The sequence below is a fragment of the Amycolatopsis sp. NPDC054798 genome, from assembly GCF_053611505.1.
Genome location: NZ_JBSHAM010000054.1, coordinates 1 through 24,699, shown reverse-complemented (window position 1 = coordinate 24,699; position 24,699 = coordinate 1). Strand labels below are relative to the sequence as shown.

Annotated in this window: 26 protein-coding genes; 13 read left to right on the top strand and 13 right to left on the bottom strand. The window is 68.3% G+C overall.

Annotated features, from left to right (window positions below):
• The first annotated feature begins 100 nt into the window (after window positions 1–100).
• On the top strand, window positions 101–1,243 hold the full coding sequence (locus tag ACWGIC_RS28785; RefSeq protein ID WP_452079054.1) for an aminotransferase class V-fold PLP-dependent enzyme: 1,143 nt from the start codon (window positions 101–103) through the stop codon (window positions 1,241–1,243).
• Window positions 1,244–1,252: 9 nt separating this feature from the next.
• On the top strand, window positions 1,253–2,683 hold the full coding sequence (locus ACWGIC_RS28780; protein WP_452079053.1) for an amino acid permease: 1,431 nt from the start codon (window positions 1,253–1,255) through the stop codon (window positions 2,681–2,683).
• Here the strand turns inward: ACWGIC_RS28780 and ACWGIC_RS28775 are convergent, their stop codons facing one another.
• Window positions 2,684–3,247, bottom strand: coding sequence for a TetR family transcriptional regulator (locus ACWGIC_RS28775; protein WP_452079052.1), 564 nt, complete (start codon window positions 3,245–3,247; stop codon window positions 2,684–2,686).
• A gap of 86 nt (window positions 3,248–3,333) precedes the next feature.
• Here ACWGIC_RS28775 and ACWGIC_RS28770 point away from each other — a divergent pair, with 86 nt between their 5' ends.
• Window positions 3,334–4,059 (top strand): SDR family oxidoreductase, encoded by a 726-nt coding sequence (locus ACWGIC_RS28770; protein ID WP_452079051.1) that lies wholly within the window; start codon window positions 3,334–3,336, stop codon window positions 4,057–4,059.
• Here the strand turns inward: ACWGIC_RS28770 and ACWGIC_RS28765 are convergent.
• Genes ACWGIC_RS28765 through ACWGIC_RS28750 form a run of 4 tightly spaced genes read right to left on the bottom strand, consistent with a single transcriptional unit; the run spans window position 4,046 to window position 7,042 of the window.
• On the bottom strand, window positions 4,046–4,798 hold the full coding sequence (locus ACWGIC_RS28765; protein ID WP_452079050.1) for an MBL fold metallo-hydrolase: 753 nt from the start codon (window positions 4,796–4,798) through the stop codon (window positions 4,046–4,048). The two genes, ACWGIC_RS28770 and ACWGIC_RS28765, sit on opposite strands and share 14 nt — an antisense overlap.
• 8 nt (window positions 4,799–4,806) lie before the next feature.
• Window positions 4,807–5,655, bottom strand: a complete 849-nt coding sequence (locus tag ACWGIC_RS28760; protein WP_452079049.1) for an MBL fold metallo-hydrolase — start codon at window positions 5,653–5,655, stop codon at window positions 4,807–4,809.
• Window positions 5,652–6,467 carry an MBL fold metallo-hydrolase gene (locus ACWGIC_RS28755; protein ID WP_452079048.1) on the bottom strand — a complete coding sequence of 272 codons (816 nt, stop codon included), beginning with the start codon at window positions 6,465–6,467 and terminating at the stop codon, window positions 5,652–5,654. Before ACWGIC_RS28755 ends, ACWGIC_RS28760 begins: the two co-directional genes overlap by 4 nt.
• Window positions 6,467–7,042 carry a TetR/AcrR family transcriptional regulator gene (locus ACWGIC_RS28750; RefSeq protein WP_452079047.1) on the bottom strand — a complete coding sequence of 192 codons (576 nt, stop codon included), beginning with the start codon at window positions 7,040–7,042 and terminating at the stop codon, window positions 6,467–6,469. Before ACWGIC_RS28750 ends, ACWGIC_RS28755 begins: the two co-directional genes overlap by 1 nt.
• An 88-nt stretch (window positions 7,043–7,130) precedes the next feature.
• Here ACWGIC_RS28750 and ACWGIC_RS28745 point away from each other — a divergent pair, with 88 nt between their 5' ends.
• The 3 genes from ACWGIC_RS28745 to ACWGIC_RS28735 are packed head-to-tail and all read left to right on the top strand — an operon-like array spanning window position 7,131 to window position 9,747.
• Window positions 7,131–8,036, top strand: coding sequence for an aldose 1-epimerase family protein (locus tag ACWGIC_RS28745; RefSeq protein ID WP_452079046.1), 906 nt, complete (start codon window positions 7,131–7,133; stop codon window positions 8,034–8,036).
• The gene (locus ACWGIC_RS28740) at window positions 8,003–8,515 is read left to right on the top strand and encodes a GNAT family N-acetyltransferase (RefSeq protein ID WP_452079045.1); all 513 of its coding nucleotides are present in this window, start codon (window positions 8,003–8,005) and stop codon (window positions 8,513–8,515) included. Before ACWGIC_RS28745 ends, ACWGIC_RS28740 begins: the two co-directional genes overlap by 34 nt.
• Window positions 8,516–8,526: 11 nt before the next feature.
• Window positions 8,527–9,747 carry an amidohydrolase gene (locus ACWGIC_RS28735; RefSeq protein WP_452079044.1) on the top strand — a complete coding sequence of 407 codons (1,221 nt, stop codon included), beginning with the start codon at window positions 8,527–8,529 and terminating at the stop codon, window positions 9,745–9,747.
• A gap of 21 nt (window positions 9,748–9,768) precedes the next feature.
• Here the strand turns inward: ACWGIC_RS28735 and ACWGIC_RS28730 are convergent, their stop codons facing one another.
• Together ACWGIC_RS28730 and ACWGIC_RS28725 are read right to left on the bottom strand one after the other, a co-directional pair.
• Window positions 9,769–10,344, bottom strand: a complete 576-nt coding sequence (locus tag ACWGIC_RS28730; RefSeq protein WP_452079043.1) for a Uma2 family endonuclease — start codon at window positions 10,342–10,344, stop codon at window positions 9,769–9,771.
• A gap of 5 nt (window positions 10,345–10,349) precedes the next feature.
• Window positions 10,350–11,174 (bottom strand): NmrA family NAD(P)-binding protein, encoded by an 825-nt coding sequence (locus tag ACWGIC_RS28725; protein ID WP_452079042.1) that lies wholly within the window; start codon window positions 11,172–11,174, stop codon window positions 10,350–10,352.
• A 66-nt stretch (window positions 11,175–11,240) separates the two neighbouring features.
• On the opposite strand from ACWGIC_RS28725, the gene ACWGIC_RS28720 reads away from it, so the two are divergent.
• On the top strand, window positions 11,241–11,603 hold the full coding sequence (locus ACWGIC_RS28720; protein WP_452079041.1) for a winged helix-turn-helix transcriptional regulator: 363 nt from the start codon (window positions 11,241–11,243) through the stop codon (window positions 11,601–11,603).
• Here ACWGIC_RS28720 and ACWGIC_RS28715 read toward each other — a convergent pair.
• Window positions 11,600–12,745, bottom strand: coding sequence for an acyl-CoA dehydrogenase family protein (locus tag ACWGIC_RS28715; RefSeq protein WP_452079040.1), 1,146 nt, complete (start codon window positions 12,743–12,745; stop codon window positions 11,600–11,602). The genes ACWGIC_RS28720 and ACWGIC_RS28715 overlap by 4 nt on opposite strands.
• A gap of 102 nt (window positions 12,746–12,847) precedes the next feature.
• Here ACWGIC_RS28715 and ACWGIC_RS28710 point away from each other — a divergent pair, with 102 nt between their 5' ends.
• The 4 genes from ACWGIC_RS28710 (at window position 12,848) to ACWGIC_RS28695 (ending at window position 17,361) form a co-directional block, all read left to right on the top strand.
• Window positions 12,848–13,435, top strand: a complete 588-nt coding sequence (locus tag ACWGIC_RS28710) for a TetR/AcrR family transcriptional regulator (RefSeq protein ID WP_037715779.1) — start codon at window positions 12,848–12,850, stop codon at window positions 13,433–13,435.
• 55 nt (window positions 13,436–13,490) lie between these two features.
• Complete coding sequence (locus tag ACWGIC_RS28705; protein ID WP_452079039.1) at window positions 13,491–14,432, top strand: carbohydrate kinase family protein; 942 nt, start codon at window positions 13,491–13,493, stop codon at window positions 14,430–14,432.
• A gap of 190 nt (window positions 14,433–14,622) precedes the next feature.
• Window positions 14,623–15,939 carry a citrate synthase gene (locus tag ACWGIC_RS28700; RefSeq protein ID WP_182889565.1) on the top strand — a complete coding sequence of 439 codons (1,317 nt, stop codon included), beginning with the start codon at window positions 14,623–14,625 and terminating at the stop codon, window positions 15,937–15,939.
• A gap of 63 nt (window positions 15,940–16,002) precedes the next feature.
• A complete protein-coding gene (locus ACWGIC_RS28695; protein ID WP_452079038.1) occupies window positions 16,003–17,361 on the top strand; it encodes a cryptochrome/photolyase family protein in 1,359 nt (452 codons plus the stop codon).
• 220 nt (window positions 17,362–17,581) lie between these two features.
• On the opposite strand, the gene ACWGIC_RS28690 is transcribed toward ACWGIC_RS28695, so the two are convergent.
• From ACWGIC_RS28690 to ACWGIC_RS28670, 5 genes are all read right to left on the bottom strand, one after another.
• The gene (locus ACWGIC_RS28690; protein WP_452079037.1) at window positions 17,582–18,760 is read right to left on the bottom strand and encodes an ABC transporter permease; all 1,179 of its coding nucleotides are present in this window, start codon (window positions 18,758–18,760) and stop codon (window positions 17,582–17,584) included.
• Window positions 18,757–19,656 carry an ABC transporter ATP-binding protein gene (locus ACWGIC_RS28685; RefSeq protein ID WP_452079086.1) on the bottom strand — a complete coding sequence of 300 codons (900 nt, stop codon included), beginning with the start codon at window positions 19,654–19,656 and terminating at the stop codon, window positions 18,757–18,759. The genes ACWGIC_RS28690 and ACWGIC_RS28685 overlap by 4 nt, the downstream gene beginning before the upstream one ends.
• A gap of 2 nt (window positions 19,657–19,658) precedes the next feature.
• Window positions 19,659–19,919, bottom strand: coding sequence for a helix-turn-helix transcriptional regulator (locus tag ACWGIC_RS28680; RefSeq protein ID WP_452079036.1), 261 nt, complete (start codon window positions 19,917–19,919; stop codon window positions 19,659–19,661).
• A gap of 143 nt (window positions 19,920–20,062) precedes the next feature.
• Window positions 20,063–21,598, bottom strand: coding sequence for a glycerol-3-phosphate dehydrogenase/oxidase (locus ACWGIC_RS28675; RefSeq protein ID WP_452079035.1), 1,536 nt, complete (start codon window positions 21,596–21,598; stop codon window positions 20,063–20,065).
• Window positions 21,595–22,239, bottom strand: coding sequence for a TetR/AcrR family transcriptional regulator (locus ACWGIC_RS28670; RefSeq protein ID WP_452079034.1), 645 nt, complete (start codon window positions 22,237–22,239; stop codon window positions 21,595–21,597). The genes ACWGIC_RS28675 and ACWGIC_RS28670 overlap by 4 nt, the downstream gene beginning before the upstream one ends.
• Window positions 22,240–22,255: 16 nt before the next feature.
• Between ACWGIC_RS28670 and ACWGIC_RS28665 the strand changes: the two genes are divergently transcribed.
• Window positions 22,256–23,866 (top strand): FAD-binding oxidoreductase, encoded by a 1,611-nt coding sequence (locus ACWGIC_RS28665; protein WP_452079033.1) that lies wholly within the window; start codon window positions 22,256–22,258, stop codon window positions 23,864–23,866.
• Window positions 23,867–23,894: 28 nt separating this feature from the next.
• On the top strand, window positions 23,895–24,623 hold the full coding sequence (locus tag ACWGIC_RS28660) for a class I SAM-dependent methyltransferase (RefSeq protein WP_452079032.1): 729 nt from the start codon (window positions 23,895–23,897) through the stop codon (window positions 24,621–24,623).
• Window positions 24,624–24,699 lie beyond the last annotated feature (76 nt).

Genomic DNA, 24,699 nt, shown 5'->3' with positions numbered 1-24,699 from the left:
ATGGCCGCCGGACGGAGCATCGACGCACCGTGCTCGCGCCGTTACGGTGGCGAACGGACCGGTCCCGCGGCCTCGCCCGCCAGTTACGGAACGGAGTGTCGTGACCGACCAGCCCAGCCCAGCCGCTTTCCGGGCGCGTTTCCCTGCCTTCGCCGACTCGGTGCATCTCGCGAGCTGCAGCCAGGGCGCGCTTTCGGACGCGCTGACCGCGGAGCTTTTCGAGTTCCAGCACACGATCCGCGAGCACGGGGCGCCGTGGGACAAGTGGATGGTGAAGGTCGCCGAGGCGCGGACCTTGTTTGCCCAGCTGATCGGCGCGGACACCGACGACATCGCCGTGGTGCCGTCCGCGTCCGAAGGGGCGTATCAGGTCGCGTCCACGCAGGCGTGGTCGCAACGGCCGGGAATTGTTACGACCGACCTGGAATTCCCGTCGCTGGGCCATGTTTGGCTGGCACAGCAGGGTCGCGGCGCGGACGTGCGGTTCGTCGAGCACCACGACGGTTTGGTCGACACCGAGGATTACGCGCCGCTCATCACCGAGCGGACACAGCTGGTGTCCGTCCCGTTGGTCAGCTACGCCAACGGTTTGCGGTTCCCCGTGCGCGAAATCGCCGCGCTGGCCAGGGAACGCGGTGCCCGTAGTTTTGTCGACGCTTACCAGGGCCTCGGCGTCGAACCGGTCGACGTCACCGAACTCGGTTGCGACTATCTCGTCAGCGGAAGTCTGAAGTACCTCCTCGGCATCTCCGGGATCGCGTTCCTCTATGTGCGGCCGGGATTGCGCGACGAGGTTTCGCCGCCGCTGACCGGCTGGTTTGGCCGGACGAACCCGTTCGAATTCGACCCGCGGCACCTCGACTATCCCCAGCACGCTCGCCGTTTCGAGACGGGGACGCCGTCGATCCCGTCCGCCTACGGCGCGGTCGCCGGGCTGAAGCTGGTGCACCAGGTGGACGCGCATCGGGTGCGTGACCACATTGGAGGGTTGGCCGGGCAGCTGCAGCAGCGGTTGCTCGAGGCGGGGGAACAGCTCCGGTCCCCGCTGGACGACGCGCGGCGCGGTCCGCTCGTCGCCCTGCTGGACCGGGATCCCGACGCGCTGGCGGCGTTCCTCGCCGGGCGGCGGATCGTGTGCAGTGCCCGCGGCGACGTGCTGCGGATGTCCTTGCACTACTACAACGACGAGTCCGATCTCGACGCCGTCGTCGCGGCGATCGCCGAGTACCGGGCGAGCCAGTAGGGAGCAGACATGGCCGAGTCCCCGTCCCCGCACCGGTTGCAGCGCAGGCTGCGCGGCAGGCAGTTGACGATGATCGGAATCGGCGGGGCCATCGGCACCGGCCTTTTCCTCGGATCGAGCCTGGCGATCTCGCACGCGGGACCGGCGGTGGTGCTCGCCTACGTCCTTTGTGGACTCGTCGCGCTGGTGATTTCCTGGGCGCTGGCCGAAATGGTGGTAGTGCACCCGGCCGCGGGCGCGTTCGGCAGCATCGCGCAGAAGTATCTCGGCACCGGCAGCGGGTTCGTCGTGCGCTGGGCGTACTGGGCCATGCAAGTGATCGCGATCGGCGGCGAGACGATCGCGGCCGGCGTGTACGTCCAGTTCTGGTGGCCGCAGATTCCGTTGTGGGTGCCGGTCGCGGTGTTCTCGCTGCTGGTGATTGTCGTCAACGGTGCGGCGGTGCACATTTTCGGCGAGTTCGAATACTGGTTCGCGATGATCAAGGTCTGCGCGATCCTGGTGTTCGTCGCGCTCGGACTGATTCTCGTGTTCTTCGGGCTGCCGAAGGCTCCCGCTCCCGGTTTCGCGAATCTGACCGCGGGCGGCGGGTTCCTGCCGAACGGCCTGTCCGGGCTGTTGCTGGCCATGGTGTTCGTGCTGTTCAGCTACATCGGCACCGAGGTGGTTTCGGTGACCGCGGCCGAATCGGAAAACCCGGCCCGCGACATCCCGCGTGCCGCCCGCGCGATGGTGGTGCGGCTAGCGATCTTCTACGTCGCCGCGATGCTCATCGTCGTATTGGTAGTGCCGTGGACGGTGACCGGCGAAGGCGGCTCAATCACGGCCAGCCCGTTTGTCCGCGTCTTCCAGGCCGCCGGAGTTCCGGCAGCGGCGACGATCATGAACTTCGTGGTCCTGACCGCCGCGTTGTCGAGCGCGAACACCAATCTCTATCTCACCACGCGCATGCTGCATTCCCTTGCTGAGCACCGCTTCGCCCCGGCCTGGGCGGGACGGCTGACCAGGTCTGGAGTACCGCGCAACGCGCTTGTCCTGTCCACTGCGGGATTGGTGATCGCGACCATCCTGTCGAAGAATTCCGATTCCAACGCGTATCTGGTGCTGTTCGGCATTTCGATCTTCGCCGCGCTCGTGGTGTGGATGATCATTCTGGCGACTCATCTGGCCTTCCGGATCCGTCGTCGCCGCGCTGGGCTGCCACCGTCGCCAGTGCGGCTGTGGGGCGCGCCGGTGGTCAACGTCGTGGTGATCGCTTTCCTGGCCACCGTGCTGGTTTCGACGTTCTGGATCGAAGGTCTCGACCCGGCGTGGAAGTTCGGGATCCCGTTCTTCGTCGTGCTCGTCGCGGTCTATCTGGTGCTGCGGATGACCGGGCGCTCGAAGCAGGCCGCGGAAGCGGAATTGGAGGATTCGACGCTGGTGCGCGAGGAGGCTTGATCAAGAGGTCAGGTGCGCGGCGAGTTCGGCTGCCGCCTCCTGCACCCGCGCGGCGAAATCCGGGTCGCCGGGCTGGTCGGTCCATCGCTCGAACGCGGTTTGAAAGACCGCGATGCCGACCTGCGCGAGCATCTTCGCACTCGATTCGGTCGCGCCTCGTTCCCGCAGCGCTCCGACGACTGCTTCGGTGACGGCCGCCAGTTTCGTGCGCTCGCGTTCCTGCAGCTCGGGGCTGGACGCGATGATCGCTCGTCGTTGTGCGGCGTGCGAAACCAGGCCAGTAAACAAATCGCCAGCCTCGACCAACGCCGTCAGCAGCGCTGGGAACGGCGGAAGCTCGGGATCGGCGCGCCGGACAGCGTCGGCCATCGCGTCCGGAAGCCGCTCCGATCCGGCGAACAGCACGTCGCGCTTGTCCGCGAAGTAGCGCGAGAACGTGCGACGGGTCAGCCCGGCGCGTTCGGTGATCTGCGTGACCGTGGCGTTCTCGTAGCCGTGCTCGGCGAACAGCTCCAACGCGGCCGCGCGGAGCCGCTCCTTGGCTTCCGGATCCCAGCGCGGCATGCAGAGATCTTAACAGTGATGACTCAGTGGGTCATCACTGCTACTGTTGATGTCTCACTGAGTCATCAACCTTGAAGGGACCGCTCATGTCTTTGGTTGACCAGCGGGTCGTCGTCATCGGCGGCAGCTCGGGCATGGGATTGGCGACCGCCCGAGCCGCAGCGGAGGCGGGCGCGTCCGTCACGATCGCGTCGAGCGGCAAGCAACGGCTGGACGCGGCGCTCGCCGAATTGCCGGACAGCTGCGAAGGATTCGTCACCGACGTACGCGACGAAGCGAACATCGCGGCGCTGTTCGAGCACGTCGGCGCACTGGACCATCTCGTGTACACCGCGGGTGACGCGCTCGATCAGCGGCCTTTGGCGGACTTGTCGCTCGATGCGGCCATGAGCCGGTCCGACGTCCGCTACTGGGGCGTGGTCGCCGCGGTCAAGCACGCCGCGCCCCGGTTCCGGCCGGGCGGTTCGATCGTGCTGACGTCCGGGATCATCGGCGTCCGCCCGATGCCCGGCGCGGCACTCGCGGCTGGTTCGCTCGGCGCGATCGAGGGATTGGCCCGTGGCCTGGCCGTCGAGTTGGCCCCGATCCGCGTCAACACGGTTCGGCCGGGCCCGATCCGCACGCCGATGTGGGACGGCCTTCCGCGACCACAGCTGGACGCGATGGTCGCCGCGTTCACCGAACGAACGCTGACCAAGGCGGTCGGCAAGGCCGAGCAGATCGCGGCGACGAATGTGTACTTGATGGAGAACGGTTTCGTCACCGGCGAGGTGATCACTGTGGACGGAGGGTTTGTCCTTACTGGAAGCTGACCTGTTCTCCTGGCTTGAGCAGATGCAGCCGGTCCACGAGCCCGGCTTGCGTGAAAGCCGGTCCGAGGGTGTCCGGGCCCTGGGTGAAATGCGCCCAATGCTCGAAGTGCAGCGGGACGACCTGACGCGCGTTCAGGATCCTGGCCGCCTCAGCCGCGCCGTCGCTGGGCAGCGTGAGGTAAGCGTCGCCGACCAGCGGGGTTTGGGCTCCGCCCGCGAACAGGACGGCGATGTCGATCCGGTCGAAGCGTTCGGCGATCTGGCGCACCACGTCGAGAGAAGCGTTGTCCCCGCTGACGTAAACGGTCGGCTGGCCCTCGCTTTCGAGCACGAAACCGGTGACTTCGCCGACAAGATGCTCACTTCCGTCGGGCCCGTGCTGCGCGGGAACCCCGGTGATGCGGACGCCGCCGAGGTCGTACGACTCCCAATTGGCCAGCGCGCGGACGGGGTCGCCGATCCGTTCCCTGGCCGAGGCGGTGGACAGGATGAGCGGGGCGTCGAGCGCGTACTTTCGCCCCGCCGCGTCCAGGTTGTCGGGGTGGTGGTCGTGGGAAAGCAACACCGCGTCCACCGCGCCGACCTCCGCCGCGGTGACCGCCGGGCCGACAGTTTTCGCCAGCTTGCGGGTGCCGATCGGATAGTCGCCGGGGCCGTCGAAGGTGGGGTCGGTGAGCAGGCGGGTCCCGCCGTACTCGAGGAGGGCGGTCGGGCCGCCGACGTACCGGATACGCGTCATGCAGATGCTCAACCGGGGAAGGGCTGCGGGGTATTCCTGCGCAACGCCTGGAATTCCACCGGGCTGTGCGCGCTGAACACCGAGACCTCGTCCTGGTGTTCGCGGGCGAGGGTCTGCAGCCGGGCGAGGTTGGCGCGGCGAGCGGAGCCGTCCATCTGGTTGACCGCCTCGAACACGCGCATGCCCGGCGGGCAGTGCGGGCTCACCGGGGCGACTTCGCCGTGGAAGAAATACGCGTCACCGGCGTGCAGCAGCCAGCCGTCACCGGTGTCGACCGCGACGCCGGAGTGGCCGTGCGTGTGACCGGGCAGCGGGACGAGCAGAATTTCCGGCGGCAGACCGCGCAACGGCCGCACTGCGTCGAAGCCGAACCACTTTTCGCCAGCCTCGTCGTACGTGCTCCACAGTGGACTGTGGGCGAACTGCTCGGCGCGGTAGCGCGTTTTCTCCGGGAAGCTCTTGGGGTTTCCCGCCGCGCGGCGCTCGGTGGTGCGGACATGCACTGTGGCGTCGGGGAAATCGGCGAGACCACCGGCGTGGTCGACGTCGAGGTGGGTCATCACGATGTGCCGGACGTCAGCGGGATCGTGGCCCAGCGCCCGGATCTGCGCCACGGCGGTTTCCTCCATGGTCGGCTTCGCACCGACCATCGCCATGAACGGGCCGCCGAGCCAGCGCCGTGATTCGGTGACGCCGCGGGTGCCGAACCCGGTATCGACCAGCACGAGCGAGTCGGCTGTCTCCACGAGCAGGCAGTGCGCCACGATCGTGCTGCGCCGCAGCATCCCGGGACGGCCGTCGAGCGCCTTGCCGCCGAGCGGGCGCATCGTGCCGCAGTTGAGGTGGTGCACCTTCATACTGTGCTCCTCTCGCTGAGCCGGACGAAATCGGTCAGGTCGTGCGAGGCGAACACGGTCACCTCGTCGGCGTGGTCCCGGCGCAGCTCGCGCAACCGGCGCTGGTTCTCGCGCCGGGGCCCGGGCAGCGTCTGGACCCGCCGTTCGAACATAGCCAATCCGGGCGGGCAATAGGGGTCGGCGTCGATCTCCTGGTGGAAGAAATACGCATCGCCCGCGTTGAGCACCCAGCCGGACCCAGTGTCGACAGCCACGCCGGCGTGTCCGGCGGTGTGCCCGGCGAGCGGTACGAGCGCGACGCCCTCGACTCCGTCCAGTTCGCGGACCGCGTCGAGACCGAACCAGCTGTCGCCAGCGTCCGAATAGGACTTCCACTGTGGACCGTGCCGGAACTGGACATCGCGGTAGCGCGGGTTTCCGGCGCGGTAGGCGTCGAGCTCCTTGCCGTAGACGTGCACGCGCGCCTGCGGGAAGTCGACGAGACCGCCGGCGTGGTCGAGGTCGAGGTGGGTGAGGACGATGTCGCGGACGTCGGCGGGGTCGAAGCCCAGCGCGCGGATACGGCTCAGCGCGGTTTCGCTTTCGTCCGCCATCGGGTTCGACGTCCGCAGGAACCGCGGGCCGAGCCAGCGCGCCGCGTCGGTGACGCTGGGCGAACCCATCCCGGTTTCGATCAGCGTCAGCCCGGTGCCGGTTTCCACCAGCATGCAGTGGCAGACGAGGGTGGCGCGGCGCAGCAGGCCGGGTTTTCCGTCGACCAGTCTGCCGCCGATCGGACGCATGGTGCCGCAGTTGAAGTGGTGTACGCGCATTAGGCGAACTCCCGTTCGACGGTGGTGTGCAGGTGAGCGGCGACGGCTTGCAACGGCGCGATGTCCCGCCGAGTGCGCGCGAGCAGCAGTGCGCCTTCAATCGCGGACAGCACGATCGTCGCCAGAGAAGCAGCGCGTTCCTCGGGCAGGCCGTGCTGGGTGAAGTAAGCGGAGATGTCGCGCAGCCAGCCTTCGTAACCCTGGTCGCAGGCCTCGCGGATCGGCTCACTGTCAGCGGCTTCCAGCGCGACTGTCGCGATTGGACAGCCGCAGCGGAAGTCCGATTCGGACAGGGAGGTGGCCAGTGCGGTGACAATGAGGTCGATGGCGGTGGCCGGATCCGGTGCGCCGGCGGTGATTTCGCGGAATTGCCCGGCCAGCCGCTCTCCGGAAAGCTGGACCGCTTCGGCGGCCAGCTGTTCCTTGCCGCCGGGGAAATGGAAGTACAGCGAGCCCTTCGGGGCCCGGCTTTCGGACACGAGCTGCGTCATCCCGGTGGCGTGGTAGCCCTGGGTGCGAAACAGCTCAGCCGCCGATTCGAGCATCCGGCGGCGCGTGTCGGTGCGGTTGACCATGCGACCACCGTAGCTCAAACTATGACGACCGGTCTAGTTAGTTTCGAGGTGTGCCCGCGCGGCGGGGAGGATCGGTAACCTCAGCGCCATGGCGAACCCCACCGGAGAGCAGTTCGAGATCACCCGCGGCAACGCGCGCGCCGTCGTCACCGAGATCGGTGCCGGGCTGCGCGCGTTCGAGATCAGCGGAGTGCCGTACGTCGAGACGTTCGCCGAGGACGAGAAGCCGCCGAAGGGGCTAGGCCAGGTGCTGCTGCCGTGGCCGAACCGGACCAAGGGCGGCAAGTGGGAGTTCGAGGGCGAAGAGCAGCAGCTGGAGATCACCGAGGAAGCGCGCGGCAACGCCATCCACGGCCTGACCCGGCACCGGGAATGGGAGCTGCTGGAGCACGCCGAAACGTCGATCACGCTCGCCGTCGACGTCGAGGCGCAGCCCGGCTGGCCGGTCCCGCTGCGCGCGACGATCACCTACGACCTGCAGCCGCGCGAACTCGTCGTCACACACGAGATCCGCAACGAGGGGGAGAAGCCGATCGGCGTCGGTGTCGGGACCCACCCGTACTTCCGGATCGGCGACGCGCCCACCGACGAGCTGACCCTCACGCTGCCCGCCACGCGGGTCCGGCCGTACGAGGGCGATCAGCAGATGCCGTACGCGGACGAGCAGGACGTCGAGGGCACTGAGTACGACTTCCGTTCGGGCAAGCTGCTCGAAGGCGTCGACCTGGACACCGCGTTCGGCGGGCTCGAACTCGCCGCTGACGGCACCTACCACCACGTGCTGTCCCACGGCGACCGCCAGCTGCTGGTCTGGACCGGCCCGGACTTCCGCTGGGTGCAGGTGTTCACGCCGGACGACCTGACCGGCCGCGGCCGCGCGGTGGCGATCGAGCCGATGACCTGCCCGGCGGACGCGCTCAACACCCGCACCGACCTGATCGAACTGGAACCGGCCACGTCATGGACGGGCAGCTGGGGAATCCGGGTCCCGTGAAACTCGAGCCGCTGACCAGCGCCGACGCCGGTGAGCTGCTGACCTTGCAGCAGGCGGCGTACCTCACCGAGGCGCGGGCGCACCACAACTTCGACCTGCCGCCGCTGCTGGACACCCTCGACGACGTGCGCGCGGCCATCGCCGACCCGTCGATCACCGTCTGGGGTCACCGCGACGGCGGCAGGCTCGTGGCGAGCGTGCGGATGCGAGTGGCCGGTCCGGTCGGCGAGATCGGCCGGCTGGTCGTGGCACCGGATCGCCAAGGCGAGGGACTCGGTACCGCGCTGCTGACGGCCGCGGAGGAGGCGACCCCGGCGGAGGTGACGGTGTTCCGGCTGTTCACCGGCGAACGTTCGGCCGGGCCGCTCTATTTGTACGGAAAGCTCGGCTACCGCGAGACGCACCGGTCGCCGGAAGCGGACTATCAGTTGGTGCACCTGGAAAAACCCCGGGTGCGCGAACCCGGGCGAGTTCGTTAGCGTGTCAAACTATGGCTTACAAGGCGATTGTCGGGGGCTATGTGGTCCCCGTCGGCGCCGCTCCGATCGAGGGCGGCACTGTGCTCATCGAAGACGGCCGGATCACCCACGTCGGGGCTGAGGCCGACGTCGAGGTCCCGGAGGACGCGGAACTGGTGGACGCGTCCGGCAGCTGGGTCCTGCCGGGCTTCATCGACGCGCACGCGCACCTCGGCGTGCACGAGGACGGCGAAGGCTGGTCGGGCAACGACACCAACGAAATGACCGACCCGAACGGCGCGCGCTTCCGGGCGGTCGACGGGATCGACCCGTACGAACCGGGTTTCGACGACGCGCTGGCCGGCGGCGTCACGAGCGTGGTGATCAAACCGGGGTCGGGCAACCCGATCGGCGGGCAGACCATCGGTGTGAAGACGTGGGGCCGCTCCATTCTGGACATGACGTTCGCCGAGCAGGTGAGCGTGAAGAGCGCACTGGGCGAGAACCCGAAAAGGGTTTACGGCGAGAAGAAGGTGACGCCCTCGACGAGGCTCGGCGTCGCCGCGATCCTGCGCGAAGCGTTCACGAAGGCGCGCAACTACCAGGCGAAGCGCGAGCACACTCTGGCGGAGGGCAAGCCGTTCGAAACGGACCTGACCAACGAAACGCTGGCGAAGGTCCTGGACGGCGAGCTGTACTGGGACCAGCACGTGCACCGCGCCGACGACATGGTGACCGCGATCCGGCTGGCCGACGAGTTCGGCTACAAACTGGTGATCAACCACGGCACCGAAGGCCACCTGATCGCGGACCTGCTGGCCGAACGCGACATCCCGGTGATCCTCGGCCCGCTGTTCACCACCAAGTCCAAGGTGGAACTGCGCAACCGAACGCTGCGCTCAGCGGGAATTCTCGCGCGGGCCGGGGTGAAGATCGCGATCACGACGGACCACCCGGTGATTCCGATCAACTTCCTGGTGTACCAGGCCGCTTTGGCGGTGAAGGACGGTCTCGACCCGGAGACCGCGCTGAAGGCGTTGACGCTGCACCCGGCGCAGATGCTCGGGCTCGACGACCGCATCGGCACGCTGACGCCGGGGCTGGACGCGGACGTGGTGCTGTGGTCGGGCGACCCGCTGGACGTGATGAACCGCGCGATGCGGGTGTTCGTGCGGGGGCGGGAGGTCTACCACTTCGACGAGGCGACCGGCGAGGGTGTTTCGGCGGATCGGCGGTATCGGGAAACTCGCTGAGGTTTGGTTGAGCTAGCCGTATCAACGAAGCAAAGCGGCGAGGTCCAGTTCGAACGGGAACGGCTCGGCGGTGCGGAATTTTCCCGTGACCGCCGAGGCGTCCTGGTAGCCGAGCTTCCCGGCTCGGCGGCAGGCGACGAGCGAGACCGGGTCGTCGAGGTCGAGGATCCAGTAGAAGGGGATTCCGGCGTCGGAGTACTCCTTGTGCTTCGTGACGTAGTCGGTGCGCTTCGAATCCGGCGCGGCGACCTCGACCACCAGGACGAGGTCTTCGGCGCGGAGGACATCTTCTTCGCGAGTGCGGGCGATCGCGGCCGACGTGGCGACCAGGAGATCGGGGCACCGGGAGAAACCCGGTGCCCCGTCCGGTGCGAGGCCAAGGTCGATATCGACCCTCGGCACCACGTAAAAGTCATCCGATAGTTGCTCGTGCAGCTGGGAGGCGAGTGCGTACGTCACGCGGTTGTGCCGTGCGCCCGGGCTCGGCGAGAACACCAGACGGCCTTCAACGAGTTCGGTAAATCCTGGCTCGACCTCGCCTAGCGCGAGGTATTCCTTGATCGAAAGCAGTTGCCGCGGCAGCGTCCTGGTGTCCATGCCGCTCACGGTAAGCGAGGGGTACGACACTTTCCGCCAACCTGGTCCGCCAAGAACTCCCGCAACCCCCGCGCCGCGCCCCCGGTCACCGCAGTGAAATCCCCGCTCAACCAGGCCCCGTCCCCCTGTGCCAGCAGCGAGAAAACCTGAGCGTTCGACCCCGGCTCCGGCACCCCGTTCGACTCCATCGCCGCGCGGTGCTCCTCGGTCGAGATCCGCCGATACTCCACCGGAGACTCCGTCGCCGAAGCCCATTCCCGCGCCACATCGGCGAACGTGACCAGCTCCGGTCCAGTCAGCAAATACGTCCGCCCCGCATGCTCTTCCGGAGCCGCAGCGATCGCGGCAGCAGCAGCCGCGACGTCCCGGGCGTCGATCATCCCGATCCGGCCGTCCCCCGCGGACTGCGAAAAGCCGCCGGTCGCGATGATCTCCGGTGCCAGCGCCAGCAGATTCTGCATGAAGAAGTTCGGCGCGAGCAGCGTGTACGCCATCCCCGAAGCCTTGAGATGCGCATCGATCCGCCCATGCTCCCGCCGCCGCGCGACAGGCGAATCCGTGAACGCCTTGTGGTTCGTCACCCGCACAACGTGCCGCACCCCGTGCGCGGCCGCGCGATCGAGCACCGTGGTCTGCGACGCCACCGCGGGGCCGATCAGCACGAGGGTGTCGACACCGCGCAGAGCCGCGTCGAGGGTGCCCGGGTGGTCGAAATCGCCGACCACCTCATCGGCACCGCCCGCTGGGGCGCGGACGAGCGTCCGAACGTCCCCGAGCAGCCGAACGGCCTCTCGCCCCACTTTGCCAGTAGCTCCGGTAACCAAGATCATCCAACGATCCTGCTCGCCGCCGGTATCGTTTGGGAAGAAGGCACCCCAACGATCTATAGGTACCTAATGGATACCAAGTATGCGAAAGCGTGCCCGTCGCGCACCGTGATGGACGTGCTGGCGAACAAATGGACGCTCTACGTCCTCGGCCTGCTCCGGAGCTGCGATCGGCCGCTCCGGTTCACCGAGCTGCGCCGCCGCGTCGAGGGGGTGACGCAGAAATCGCTCACCCAGGCGTTGCGCAACCTCGAACGCGACGGGCTGGTCAGCCGCACGATCTACCCGACGATCCCGCCGCGAGTGGAGTACGCGCTCACCGACCTCGGCCTGGAGATCGGCGCACTGACCGGTGCGATCGCGGATTGGTCGAAAGCCAACGCGGGCCGCGTCCACGCCGCCCGCGCGGCTTACGACAACCAGGACGACTAGGCGTTCTTCAGCGAACGCGCGATCACCATCCGCTGAATCTGGTTCGTCCCTTCGAAGATCTGCGGCACCTTCGCCTCGCGCATGTACCGCTCCACCGGGAAGTCCCGCGTGTAGCCCGCCCCGCCGAGCACCTGGACCGCGTCCGTCGTCACCTTCATCGCGCCGTCCGTCGCCACCAGCTTCGCGATGGACGACTGCCGCTGGAAGTCCAGGCCGCGGTCGCGCCGGCGAGCGGCGTCCAAGTACGTCGCGCGGGCCGATTCGACCGTCGCTGCCATGTCGGCCAGCAAGAACTCCACGCCCTGGAAGTCCACGATCGGGCGGCCGAATTGCGTGCGGCCCTTCGCGTACGCCACGGCCTCGTCCAGCGCTGCCTGCGCCAGGCCGACCGCGCACGCGGCGATCCCGAGACGGCCGGAGCTGAGCGACGCCAGCGCGATCTTCAGCCCGGAACCCTCGCCGCCGATGAGGCGGTCGGCCTGGACGCGGGCGTCCTCGAACAGCATCTGCGCCGTCGGGGACCCGGTGAGACCCATTTTCCGCTCGCGCGGGGCGGCCGAGAGACCCGGAGTCGACGAGTCGACCAGGAGACACGAGATGCCGTGGCCGCCGTCGTCACTGGTGCGGACCATCGTCGTGTAGAAGTCCGCGACCCCGGCGTGGGTGATCCATGCTTTCGTGCCGTTGACGACGTACTCGTCCTCGGACAGCCGCGCGCGGGTGGACAGCGCCGCGGCGTCCGAACCGGCGTGCGTTTCCGACAGGGCGTACGCGCCGAGCAGCGAGCCGCCCAGCATGTCCGGCAGCCAGCGGTCCTGCTGCTCTTCCGTGCCGTAGTTCGCGAGGGCATAGCAGGACATCGTGTGCACCGACAGTCCGACGCCGACGCTCATCCACGCGGCGGCGATCTCCTCCAGCGCCTGCAGGTAGACCTCGTACGGCTGCTCGGCACCGCCCCAGCGCTCCGAGTACGGCAGGCCCAGCAAGCCGGACTTGCCCATCAGCGTGAACAGGTCGCGCGGGAACTCCTCGGCCTCCTCGCCGGCCGCGGCGCGCGGTTTCAGCTCGTCACGGGCGATTTCCGTGACGAGTGCGAGCAGGTCCTCGGACTCCGGCGTCGGCAGCAGACGGTCGACCGGCATGGCTTCCTCCCAGACGGCGGTACTGAAAACAGTACTGACGGATGATGGAGAGTACCGTATGCGGAGCGGGACTGTCCCTGATCGATAGGAGATAGTGACGTGATGTCCACCCCTGAAGCCCGTCGCCGGCCTACCGCGCGGCAGCAGGCGCTGCTGCGCGACCTCGAGGCGTTGTTCCTGGCGGAGGGCTTCGCCGGTTTCACACTCGACGACCTGGCTGCCCGGCTTCGCTGCTCGAAGTCGACGTTGTACGCGCTCGCGCCGAGCAAGGAACAGCTCGCGGTCAAGGTCGTCGCGCACTTCTTCCGCGACGCCGCCGAACGCCTGGAGAAGCGGATCGCGGGCATCGACGACGCCCGCGAGCTGATCGGCGAGTACCTTTCCGGCGTCTCCGAGCATCTGAACCGGGCGTCGCCGGAGTTCATGGCCGACATCGCCGCCTTCGCGCCCGCCCGCGACACCTATCAGCTCAACAGCCGTGCCGCCGCGCGCCGGATCCGCGCGTTCATCGACAAGGGCGTCGCCGACGGGGTGTTCCGTGACGTGCACGCGCGGCTCGTGGCCGAAATGACCGGACTGATCATCGAAGGCATTCAGACCGGCGTGCTCGGCCGCCGCACCGATGTATCCGACGCGGAAGCGTTCACCGCGCTCGGCGAACTTCTGCTCGGCGGACTCGACAAGAACTGATTTGTCCGTCCGCGGACAGGAATTGTCAGCGCCGGTTCCTCTACACTCGCCGCTTGTGATCGTGGTGGGTGGAGAGGCGCTGGTCGACCTCGTTCCTGGCGAACCGTTGGATTCCACTGTGGACGGTGGGTTGCGCGCGCTGCTGCCGAGACTCGGCGGCGGGCCGTACAACGTCGCGCTCGCGGCGGCCCGGCTCGGTGTTCCTGCGTCGTTCCTGTCCCGGATTTCCACTGACCGGTTCGGCGTCGCGCTGGTGGATCGCCTTTCCGCGTCGAACGTCGGCACTTCGTTGCTGCAGCGCGGCGACGAGCCGACGACGCTCGCCGTCGTGGCGCTCGACGAACGCGGTGCCGCGCAATACACGTTCTACGTCGAGGGAACCGCCGATCGGCTGGTCTCCGATCCTGGTGCGCTGCCGGAAGAAACCACCGCGCTGTCGCTCGGAACGCTCGGCATGGTGCTGGAACCCGGCGCGAGCGCGTACGAGCGAATTCTGCGCCGCGAATCCGCGCGTGGGACGCTGACTGTGCTCGATCCGAACATCCGGGAGGCGCTGATCACCGATCCGGCGGCCTATCGCGCGCGCTTCGCGTCGTGGCTGCCGGACGTGCGGCTGCTCAAAATCTCCGACGACGACGCCGAGTGGCTCGCCGAGGGAGCGGACCCGGTGGCCGCCGCGAAGTCGTGGGTGGAGTCCGGTGTGGACGCCGTCGTGCTCACCCGGGGCGCGGACGGCTTGTCTGTGATCACTTCGGCTGGTGAGCTGGCACACGTCCCGTCCCGCAAAGTCGCGGTGGCGGACACGATCGGCGCCGGCGACACCGTGCAGGGCGCTTTGCTGGCCTGGCTGCACGAGCGCACCGTGCGCGACCTGGCCGCACTCGACGCCGGCGCGTGGACCGAAGCGCTTGCTTATGCGGCGAAAGCGGCGTCGATCACGGTCTCCCGCAGCGGAGCGGAGCCGCCGACTGTCGCGGATATGGCGGCCACCGTGTGAACCTGGTCCCAATGGGGCCTTTTGGGGCAACGCAGCGAGTGCGGACTGACCCACCCTTCGACTAGCGTAGTGGTGAATTCATACCCAGCGGGGCGGTGTGCAGCGAGGCGCGTGTTTCCTCGCGTGAACACGTGGCTACTGCGGAACCCGCAGACGCCGCCGTCCCGTGCCCAACGTGAGAGGGACCTGCATGTCCGACGCGACGAATGCGGGGCAGTCCGGCGGCGAAACCGCGACGCTGCGCCTGCCGAGTGGCGAGCACGAGTTCAAGGTCGTCAACCCGGTCGAGGGCGCGCCGGGTATCGAGCTGGGAAAGCTGCTGGCGCAGACGGGGTACATCACCTACGACCCCGGGTTCGTCAACACCGGCGCCGCGTCGTCGGCCATCACCTACATCGACGGTGATGCGGGCATCCTGCGCTACCGCGGCTACCCGATCGAGCAGCTGGCGGAGAAGTCCACCTTCATCGAGGTGTCCTACCTGCTCATCTACGGCGAGCTGCCGACCGAGGCCCAGCTGGCCGACTTCACCGAGCGGATCCAGCGGCACACCCTGCTGCACGAGGACCTCAAGGCGTTCTTCTCCGGCTTCCCGCGCGACGCGCACCCGATGCCGGTGCTGTCCAGCGCCGTTTCCGCGCTGTCGACCTTCTACCAGGACTCGCTGAACCCGTTCGACGAGCCCAACGTCGAGCTGTCCACCATCCGCCTGCTGGCGAAGGTGCCGACGCTCGCGGCGTACGCGTACAAGAAGTCCGTCGGCCAGCCGCTGCTGTACCCGGACAACTCGCTGGGCCTGGTGGAGAACTTCCTGCGGATGACGTTCGGCTTCCCGGCCGAGCCGTACGAGGTCGACCCGGACATCGCGAAGGCGCTCGACCTGCTGTTCATCCTGCACGCCGACCACGAGCAGAACTGCTCCACCTCGACCGTGCGGCTCGTCGGCTCGTCCGAGGCGAACCTGTTCGCCAGCATCTCGGCGGGCATCAACGCGCTGTTCGGCCCGCTGCACGGCGGTGCGAACGCGGCGGTGCTGGAGATGCTCGAGGGCATCCGCGACGACGGCGGCGATGTCGCGACGTTCGTCAACCGCGTGAAGAACAAAGAGCAGGGTGTCAAGCTCATGGGCTTCGGGCACCGGGTCTACAAGAACTACGACCCGCGCGCGAAGATCATCAAGAACACCGCGGACGAGATCCTCGGCAAGCTCAAGGGCGGCGACCAGCTGCTCGACATCGCCAAGAAGCTCGAGGAGACCGCGCTTTCCGACGACTACTTCGTCGAGCGCAAGCTGTACCCGAACGTGGACTTCTACACCGGTCTCATCTACCGGGCGCTCGGATTCCCGACGAAGTTCTTCACCGTGCTGTTCGCGCTCGGCCGGCTCCCCGGCTGGATCGCGCACTGGCGCGAGATGATCAACGACCCGCAGACCAAGATCGGCCGCCCGCGGCAGATCTACACCGGCCACGCCTCCCGGGACTACACCCCGATGTCGGAGCGCTGAGCCTCTGCTTGGTGAAACGCCCCGCCGTGCTTTCGCGCGGCGGGGCGTTTATCGTTGTGCGGCATGACGATGGAAGCGCCGGTCGTACTGTGGTTCCGCCGGGACCTGCGGTTGCGAGACCATGCCGCGCTGTTCGAGGCGGCCAAGCACAGCAAGCACATCCTGGCGCTGTACGTGCTGGACGACCGGCTGCTCAAACCAGCCGGTTCGCCGCGGGTCGCGTTTCTGCTGAATTCCTTGCGGGAACTGGACAAAGCGTTGTCGGGCCGGTTGATGGTGCGCTATGGCGATCCGGTGCGGGAAGTCGTCGCCGCGGCGCGGGAGATCCGGGCGGCGGCGGTGCACGTCTCTGCGGATACCGCACCATACGGGCGAAAGCGCGACGAAGCTGTCGCTTCCGCGTTGGCGGAGCATCGAATTCAGTGGGTGGAGACGGGTTCTCCGTACGCCGTGACGCCAGGACGGGTCACCAAGCCGGACGGCACCCCGTATCGGGTCTTCACCCCCTTCTATCGCGCTTGGGCGCAGCACGGCTGGCCTCGTCCTGCGGAGACCGACGCGTCTATTGTGGACTGGATCAAGCCTTCCTCTTCGGCTTCGCTGCCGAAAACCCCGGAGGTGGAGTGCGAGCTGCCGCCAGCGGGGGAGGAAGCCGCGTTGGCTGTTTGGCAGGATTTTCTTTCCGACGGCCTCGCGGATTACGCTGCCGAACGCGACCGTCCGGATCATTCCGGCACCACAAGGATTTCGCCCTATCTGCGCTGGGGAGCCATCCACCCGCGGACGATGCTGGCCGACCTGTCCGGAAAACGATCCGAGGGCGCACAGGCGTTGCGCTCCGAGCTGTGCTGGCGCGAGTTCCACGCTGACGTCCTGTGGAACCGGCCGGAAACCGCTCGGCAGAACTACGACCGCCGATTCGACGGAATGCGTTACGACACCGGGAAAATCGCACAGGAGATGTTCACGCTCTGGTGCGAGGGGCGGACCGGCTACCCGATCGTCGACGCCGGAATGCGCCAGTTGCTGGCCGAGGGCTGGATGCACAACCGGGTCCGGATGATCGTGGCGAGTTTCCTGGTGAAGGACCTGCATCTGCCGTGGTGGTGGGGTGCCCGGCATTTCATGAAGCACCTGGTGGACGGCGATCTGGCGTCGAATCAGCTGAACTGGCAATGGGTCGCGGGCTCCGGGACGGACGCCGCGCCGTATTTCCGGATCTTCAACCCGACGACGCAGGGCCAGAAGTTCGACCCGCAGGGCGATTACGTGCGCCGGTACGTGCCGGAATTGCGTGGGGTGGAAGGGAAAGCGGTGCATGTGCTGAAGGAGCGTCCGGAGGAGTACCCGGCTCCGGTTGTCGATCACGCGGAGGAGCGGCAGGTCGCGTTGCAGCGGTACGGGGCGATCACGGGGTCGTAGTGCTGCGCTGGTGGGGTCCGCGTGGGTTTCGGTATCCGGTCGCCAGAACGGGTCCTGACTGTCCTCACAGGACGGTCTTCTCGCTGGTCACCATGGTCCCGACAGGGCGGGCACCGGGTGCGAGACGGCACGATCGCCTCGCCGAGGCACGGTCCGCGCTCGACGGGCTGATCGAGGTCAACCAGAGTTACCACGCGGATCCCACGCCGAGCCGCGTGTCCTAACGCCGCAACGCGTCCACGAGCCGCACCCGGCTGCCGACCCGCAGCACCCCGTTCCGATACACCCGCGCCCCCGCCCAGGTGACCACTGCGATCAGCACCACCGTCAGCACCAAGGACAGCGCCACTTCCCAAGGCTCAACCGCCCCCAGCGCAATCCGTGCGGGCATCAGGATCGGCGACAGCAACGGAATCAACGACACGATCCTCGTCGCCGCCCCGTTCGGCGCTTGCGTCAGCAGGTTGATCCCCGCGACAAACCCGATCACCAGCGCGATATTCACCGGCCCGACCACCGCCTGCGTGTCCTCCTGCCGCGACACCAGCGCGCCGGCCGCGCCGTACAGCATGGCGTAGAGCAGGAAACCGAGCAGATACCAGACGAGTCCCCAGCCCAGCGTCCCCAGCGCGACGCTCGAAATCGAGAACACTCCGGAAACGGCGCCTGCCACCAAACCCGCCACGGCGAGTATCGCGAGCTGGGCCAGTCCGACCAGGCCGAGCCCGACGACCTTGCCCAGCAGCAAGTGCACCGGCCGGACCGTCGCGAGCAGAATCTCCACCACTCGGCTGGACTTCTCCTCGACCACGCCCTGCGCGACGAACATTCCGTAGGTCATGATGCTGAGGTACAGCAAAATCGCGACCACGATCCCGGTCACGAGTTTCGTTCCGGCTTGCGGATCCACTGGTTCGAGAGCTTGCACGTCGGCGTGGGTGGCGGAGACCGCCTGGTGCACGGCGGCCGGGTCGAGGTTCGCGGCGTACAGCTGAGCGTCCAGCACCTGTTGCTGTGCGATGTTGTCCAGCGCGGTGCGCAGCCGGGGATCCAAAGTGGACTTGACGATCACCCTCGGCCGGGAAGCACTGCCGGAGACGAGCGCGTCGACGTTGCCGTCGCGGACCTGAGCCAAACCGTCCGATTCGGACTGTACCGGGACGATCTTGAGCTGCCGGTCGTTGTTCGCCAGTTGCGTGGCGATGCCCTGCGCTTGCCCGGCCAGCGCGACCCGAGTCGTCTCCCGGTCTCCGGCGAGGAACGCCTGAAGGGCGATGTAACCCAGCAACAGCACCAGCATCGCCGCGGTGCTGATCACAAAGGACCGGGTGCGCAGCCGTGCGTTGAGTTCGCGTTTGGCCACCAGCCGCACCGCGCGGGCGGGACGGATCCGGCTCATCGAGGTGCTCCCGGCGTGGCGACCGAATCGCGGAACAGTTCGGCGAGAGTACGGCGGCGGTGGCTGAATTCCGTCACCGGGCCGGTGGCCAGCGCGGCGGCGAGCACGGCCTGGTCGTCGGCGCTCGGCGACAGCTCCAGCACGGTCGTGGTGCCGTGGTTGTCGAGCACACGGGCACCGGAAACCGTTGCCGCCCAACCAGGATTCGCGTTCGGTGCGGTGACGACCAGTCGACGCCCGGCGTCGCGGGTCAGCTCGTCCACGGTGCCGACCGCGACCATCCGGCCGTCGCGGATGATGCCGATCCGGTCGCACAGCCGCTCCACGAGGTCGAGCTGATGGCTGGAAAACACCACCGGCACGCCCGTCGCCGCCTTCTCCCGCAGCACGCCGCTGAGCACGTCTACCGCGAGCGGGTCCAAGCCGGAGAATGGTTCGTCGAGCACCAGCAGCGCCGGATCGTGCACCAGCGCGGCGGCGAGCTGCACGCGTTGCTGGTTGCCGAGACTGAGCTTCTGGATGTCGTCCTCGCGCCTCGGCCCGAGCCCGAGCCGCGCGATCCACAATTCGGCGGCGCGGTGCGCGTCGTTGGTGCTGAGACCGTGCAATTCGGCGAGGTAGACGAGCTGGTCGAGGACCTTCATTTTCGGGTACAGCCCGCGTTCCTCCGGCATGTACCCGATCCGCGCGCGGGTGTCGTGCGTGACCGGCTGCCCGGCGAACCGCACCTCGCCGGCGTCCGCGGCCAGCACGCCCAGCGCGATCCGCATCGTGGTGGTCTTGCCCGCCCCGTTGCTGCCGACGAATCCGAACAGCTCGCCCGGAGCCGCGGTGAAACTCACGCCGTCGAGCGCCGTTTTCGTGCCGAACCGCTTGCGGATCCCGTCGATCTCCAGCGTCACGCGTCCCCCTCCCGATCGACCTGGTCCGCGAACGCCGCGCGGCTGAACACCGACTCCACCGGCAGGCCGAACACCGCGCAGATGCGCAACGCCAGGTCGAGGCTCGGATAGTGATCCCCGCGCTCCAGCGCCCCGATGGTCTGCGGATTGACCTCGACCGCGTCGGCGAGTTCCGCCCGGCTCATCCCGCGCTCCGCGCGCAGCACCGGCAGCCGGTTGTGGATCGGCAGCTCCTTGCCACGCCGCACCGGGCTCATGGACCGCACTGTTGCAAAAACCCAACGACCCGTCAAGCTGCCTTGCCGGTAGCCCACCCCGATGTGGCATTGGGTGCGTGCGACGCACTCAATGTGGCGTTCGGTGCGTCTGACGCACCCAATGCCACATTGGGGTTAGGGGATCAGCCGAGTCCGGCCAGTGCTTTCTCCACCAGCTCGGCCACCCGCTCGCGGGCGGCTTCGGCGTCGGCGGGCACCAGGGCCAGCCGGGTGCGGCGTTCGAGGACGTCCTCGACAGTCGTCGCGCCCTCGTGGCGGACGGCCCACACCACTTCGGCCGCGGTGATTTCCGTTGCCGAGCAAAGCGGGGCGGCGAATTCCGGTTCCAGTTCGCCGAGTGCCGCCACGCGGGGTGCTTCGGTGCCGTACTTGGCCACCAGCCGCGCCGGAGCGTCCACAAGCGACAGTCGGGATCGCGGTGCGGCACCGAGCAGCGGCAGCTTCGCGGTCCGCGAAGGGCCAGCAGGCAGCCCGGCGTGCGTCAGAGCAGCGTCGACGGCGTCCTCGGCCATGCGCCGGTACGTCGTCAGCTTCCCGCCGACCACGGTGAGCACGCCGTCGGAGCCGGTGATCACCGCGTGCTTGCGCGACAGATCCGCGCTGCGTCCGGCGGAACCGGAAACGAGCGGCCGCAACCCCGCGTACGAGCCGATCACGTCCGCGGCGGTCAACGGGTGGTTCAGGACCGAAGAAGCTGTCGAGAGCAGGAAGTCCACATCGGACTCCGGAACCGTCGGGACATCGGGCACGCCGCCGGACACCGGTTCGTCGGTGAGTCCTAAGTAGACTCGTCCGTCGAGCTGCGGAAGCAGGAAGACGAACCGGTTGGTCTCGCCGGGAACCGGGATGTTGACCGACGTGGCTCCGACCCGCATGGTGTCCGGCGCGAGCACCAGGTGCGAGCCGCGGGAAGGGCGAAGCTGGACGGAATCAGTCAAAGTGTCCGCCCACACGCCGGTCGCATTGATGACTTGCCGTGCGTGCAGCGTGTATTCCGAAGAGCCGTCACGAACCCGGGCTTCGTTGCCGGACAAGGAAACCGCCGACAAACGCGTGAGGATGCGAGCGCCGAGCAAAGCCGCCGTGCGGGCGATGCTGACCACCAGCCGGGCATCGTCAACCAGGGCGCCGTCGTACGCCAGCAGAGCGCCGCGCAGTCCGGCGGGAGCGAGGCCGGGGGAGAGGGCCAGCGCTTCGGCGGCGGGAATGCGCCGCGGTCCAGGCAGCACGGACGACGGCGTACGCGCGGCTCGGCGCAACCCGTCGCCAGCCCGGAGCCCGGTGGCGATCAAAGCCTGTTGCGCGGCGGAAGTGCCGGGATAGAGCGGAAAAAGCTGTGGCATGGCGCGTGTGAGATGCGGCGCGGTGCGGGTCATGAGAATCCCGCGCTCCACGGCGCTTTCGTGCGCGAGCCCGAGTTCGCCCTTGGCGAGGTACCGCAATCCGCCGTGCACGAGCTTGCTCGACCAGCGCGACGTGCCGAACGCGAGATCGTGCGCTTCCACCAACGCGACGGACAACCCCCGTGCGGCTGCGTCGAGCGCGATGCCCGCGCCGGTGACACCGCCGCCGACCACGAGTACGTCGACCCGTTCTCCGTCGACCAGCCGGGACAGTTCGCGTTCGCGGCGGCGCGCGTTGAGTGATCCGGTGCTCATGGTTTCAACCCCGCTTCGACCAGGTGCCGGAACTCGGCGAGCAGTGCGGCCTCGTCGACGTCGGCGGTGGCCGGGCGCAGCGAGAACGCGAACGACTGCACGACCAGCAACACCGATCGCGCCTGCGCGCCGACCTCGGCGGAGCGCACCGAGCCGTCTCGGTGCCCCTCTTCGAGCAGGCCCCGGAGCACCTGCTCAGCGAAGTGCTGCGTCGCTCCGAGCCGCTCCACGATGTAGGGCAGCACCAGTTCGGCGTCGACGTCCAGCAGCGTCCGGAACAGCGGATCGGCCGACAGCGCGCCGACGCTGGCCGCCGCGAGGTGCACGATGCGGTCGCGGGCGTGCGCCGCGTGGTCGCCGGTCTCGTTCACGCGTTGCAGCAGGCCGCTGAACTCGCGCGTCATCAGCGCGGCGAGCACGCTGCGCACATCGGGGAACCGCCGATACACCGTCATGCGGCTGACCTGCGCGGTTCGCGCGATCTCGGCGAGCGTCGTGCGGCGGACGCCGACCGCGAGCACGCACTGGCGCGCGGCGTCGAGAAGCTCGTCGTCGGCGACTCGGGCCGAGGTCGGGCGGCTTCGGGCGTCCGCGAGTGCGGAGGGGGCCGCTCCCGGTCGGGAGTGACGTTTGACGTCCATGTGTCACACTGTAGTCGTGAGCGATCTCATCAACCACCGCATCCGGCGTTCGTGGACCGAAGAGGCCGGGGCCTCGGCCGGACTGCCCGAGCGCGCGGTCCGGTGGCTTGGCCAGCGTATCGGCCAGGTCGGCCCGGATCGAGGCGGGAAAACCGGCGCTCCGGGTCCGGTCGCCGAGTCCGCGCTGACTGTGCCCGTCCGTACCGAATTCGAGGAACTTCTCGGCGCGGACCACGTGCTGGTCGATCCTCAGGAACGGCTCGGCCGTGCCAGCGGTCTGTCCTATCTGGACCTCCTGCACGCGCGGGCGGGCGACGAGGTGCCGGTGCCCGACGCGGTGCTGCTGCCCGCCGACCCGGACCAGGTGCAGGCGGTGCTGGACATCTGCGTCCGGCACGACATCGGCGTCATCCCGTTCGGCGGCGGCACCTCGGTGGTCGGCGGGGTCGCGGCGCTGCGCGGGGACAAGGCGGCGGTGGTGGTCCTGGACCTGGTGCGGCTCGACGAGCTGGTGTCGGTGGACCCGGTGTCGCGGATCGCGGTGCTGCAGGCTGGCGTTCGCGGCCCGGAGGCGGAACGGCTGCTCGCGGCGCACGGGTACACGCTCGGTCACGTGCCGCAGTCGTTCGAGCGCGCGACCATCGGCGGATTCGCGGCCACGCGGTCGGCCGGGCAGGCGTCGTCCGGCTACGGCCGGTTCGAGGACATGGTCGCCGGGGTCCGGCTGGCCACCCCCAAGGGCGAGTGGCGGCTCGGTGTCGCGCCGGCGTCCGCGGCCGGACCGGATCTGCGGCAGCTCGCGATCGGCAGCGAAGGCACGCTCGGCGTGATCACCGAGGTCGCGCTGCGGGTCCGGCCGTTGCCTGAGCAGCGGCATTACGAGGGCTGGATCGTCGACGGCTGGGACGCCGGCGCGGCGGCGGTGCGGAAACTCGCGCAGGACCACGCTTTGGCGGACGTCACCCGGCTGTCCGATGTGGACGAGACGAATGTGTCGTTCTCGCTCAACGCCGGGGTGAAGACCGCAGCGCTGAAGACGTACCTGTCGGCGCGCGGCATCAAGAACCCGTGCCTGCTGATCGTCGGCTGGGAAGGCGACGTCGCGCGACGGCGGAGGCGGACGTCGGCGATGCTGCGGCGTTCGGGTGCGTTGCGGATCGGCAAGGTGCTCGGCGAATCGTGGCGGCACGGCCGGTTCTCCGGACCGCGCCAGCGGGACGCGCTGCTGGATCTCGGGGTGTGCGTGGAAACCCTGGAGACTGCGGCCTACTGGTCCAATTTGGACGAACTGCACGACGCGGTGCGGGCGGCTTTGGTGGCCTCGCTGGGCCGGGCGATCGTGATGTGCCACGTTTCGCACGCCTACGAAACCGGTGCGTCGCTGTACTTCACCGTGCTGACTTCGCGCGACGACCGCGATCCCGTCGGACAATGGCGGCGCGCGAAAGCGGCGGCGTGCGAGGCGATCACCGGCATCGGGACGATCAGCCACCACCACGCGGTCGGGGTCGACCACGCGCCGTACCTGGAGGCGGAGATCGGCCGGATCGGGCTGGACGTGCTGCGCGCGGCCAAGTCCGCGGTGGACCCCACCGGGATCCTGAACCCCGGAAAACTGCTCGGCTGAACGCGCCCGCGCGGGCAGACTGGCGCGGGTGAGCGATGCAGTGGGTTCCTTTCCGCAATACGAAGTGTTCGCCGACGAATTCCTCGACCACGCGCAGAACGGGTTCTACAACGCGCATTACGACCGTCCGGCCTGCTTGGAGTTGCTGGGCGACGTCACCGGACAACACGTCCTCGACGCCGCGTGCGGTCCGGGCCTCTACGCCGAAGAACTGGTCGCACGCGGCGCGCGGGTGACCGGGTTCGACCTCAGCCCGCGCATGGTCGAGCTGAGCCGCGAACGGGTGCCCTCAGGCGAGTTCCGCGTGCAGAACCTGGCCGAACCGCTGACCTGGCTGCCGGACGCGTCGGTGGACCAGGTGCTGTTCGCCCTCGCGCTGGAGTACGTGGACGACCGGGTGGGCGCGCTGCGCGAACTGCGCCGGGTGCTGCGGCCGGACGGTGCGCTGGTGCTGTCGAGGCAGCATCCGACCGGCGACTGGCTTCGGCACGGCGGCAACTACTTCGACGTCCGGGTGGTCGAGGAGGTCTGGAGCCGCGGCTGGAAGGTGCGGTATTGGCTGGCTCCGCTGGAACGCACCTGCGAGGAACTGCGCGAGGCGGGGTTCCTGATCGAGCAGTTGCGCGAGGGCCGGCCACCTGAGGCCTCCGCTTCAGTTGATCCCGAACGCCACGCCCGGCTGGCCCGGGAACCGCTCGGCTTCCTGACCATCCGTGCCGTCCCGGCCCCTGTCCGTGAAGGGCTCCTTGTGGGTTAAATATAAGAGGCACACCCACAAGACCCAGCACGGAAAGAATAGTTTCTCCAAATGTCAGATAAAAAAATACACCCAC

Coding starts and splice junctions, on each gene's coding strand:
- ACWGIC_RS28760 (WP_452079049.1), bottom strand. CDS start 5,655: ATGAAGGTGCACCACCTCAACTGCGGCACGATGCGCCCGCTCGGCGGC.
- ACWGIC_RS28670 (WP_452079034.1), bottom strand. CDS start 22,239: ATGGACGTCAAACGTCACTCCCGACCGGGAGCGGCCCCCTCCGCACTC.
- ACWGIC_RS28675 (WP_452079035.1), bottom strand. CDS start 21,598: ATGAGCACCGGATCACTCAACGCGCGCCGCCGCGAACGCGAACTGTCC.
- ACWGIC_RS28745 (WP_452079046.1), top strand. CDS start 7,131: ATGGCGAACCCCACCGGAGAGCAGTTCGAGATCACCCGCGGCAACGCG.
- ACWGIC_RS28755 (WP_452079048.1), bottom strand. CDS start 6,467: ATGCGCGTACACCACTTCAACTGCGGCACCATGCGTCCGATCGGCGGC.
- ACWGIC_RS28780 (WP_452079053.1), top strand. CDS start 1,253: ATGGCCGAGTCCCCGTCCCCGCACCGGTTGCAGCGCAGGCTGCGCGGC.
- ACWGIC_RS28725 (WP_452079042.1), bottom strand. CDS start 11,174: ATGATCTTGGTTACCGGAGCTACTGGCAAAGTGGGGCGAGAGGCCGTT.
- ACWGIC_RS28700 (WP_182889565.1), top strand. CDS start 14,623: ATGTCCGACGCGACGAATGCGGGGCAGTCCGGCGGCGAAACCGCGACG.
- ACWGIC_RS28740 (WP_452079045.1), top strand. CDS start 8,003: ATGGACGGGCAGCTGGGGAATCCGGGTCCCGTGAAACTCGAGCCGCTG.
- ACWGIC_RS28710 (WP_037715779.1), top strand. CDS start 12,848: ATGTCCACCCCTGAAGCCCGTCGCCGGCCTACCGCGCGGCAGCAGGCG.
- ACWGIC_RS28730 (WP_452079043.1), bottom strand. CDS start 10,344: ATGGACACCAGGACGCTGCCGCGGCAACTGCTTTCGATCAAGGAATAC.
- ACWGIC_RS28765 (WP_452079050.1), bottom strand. CDS start 4,798: ATGACGCGTATCCGGTACGTCGGCGGCCCGACCGCCCTCCTCGAGTAC.
- ACWGIC_RS28775 (WP_452079052.1), bottom strand. CDS start 3,247: ATGCCGCGCTGGGATCCGGAAGCCAAGGAGCGGCTCCGCGCGGCCGCG.
- ACWGIC_RS28680 (WP_452079036.1), bottom strand. CDS start 19,919: ATGAGCCCGGTGCGGCGTGGCAAGGAGCTGCCGATCCACAACCGGCTG.
- ACWGIC_RS28690 (WP_452079037.1), bottom strand. CDS start 18,760: ATGAGCCGGATCCGTCCCGCCCGCGCGGTGCGGCTGGTGGCCAAACGC.
- ACWGIC_RS28715 (WP_452079040.1), bottom strand. CDS start 12,745: ATGCCGGTCGACCGTCTGCTGCCGACGCCGGAGTCCGAGGACCTGCTC.
- ACWGIC_RS28695 (WP_452079038.1), top strand. CDS start 16,003: ATGACGATGGAAGCGCCGGTCGTACTGTGGTTCCGCCGGGACCTGCGG.
- ACWGIC_RS28770 (WP_452079051.1), top strand. CDS start 3,334: ATGTCTTTGGTTGACCAGCGGGTCGTCGTCATCGGCGGCAGCTCGGGC.
- ACWGIC_RS28720 (WP_452079041.1), top strand. CDS start 11,241: ATGGATACCAAGTATGCGAAAGCGTGCCCGTCGCGCACCGTGATGGAC.
- ACWGIC_RS28735 (WP_452079044.1), top strand. CDS start 8,527: ATGGCTTACAAGGCGATTGTCGGGGGCTATGTGGTCCCCGTCGGCGCC.
- ACWGIC_RS28750 (WP_452079047.1), bottom strand. CDS start 7,042: ATGGTCAACCGCACCGACACGCGCCGCCGGATGCTCGAATCGGCGGCT.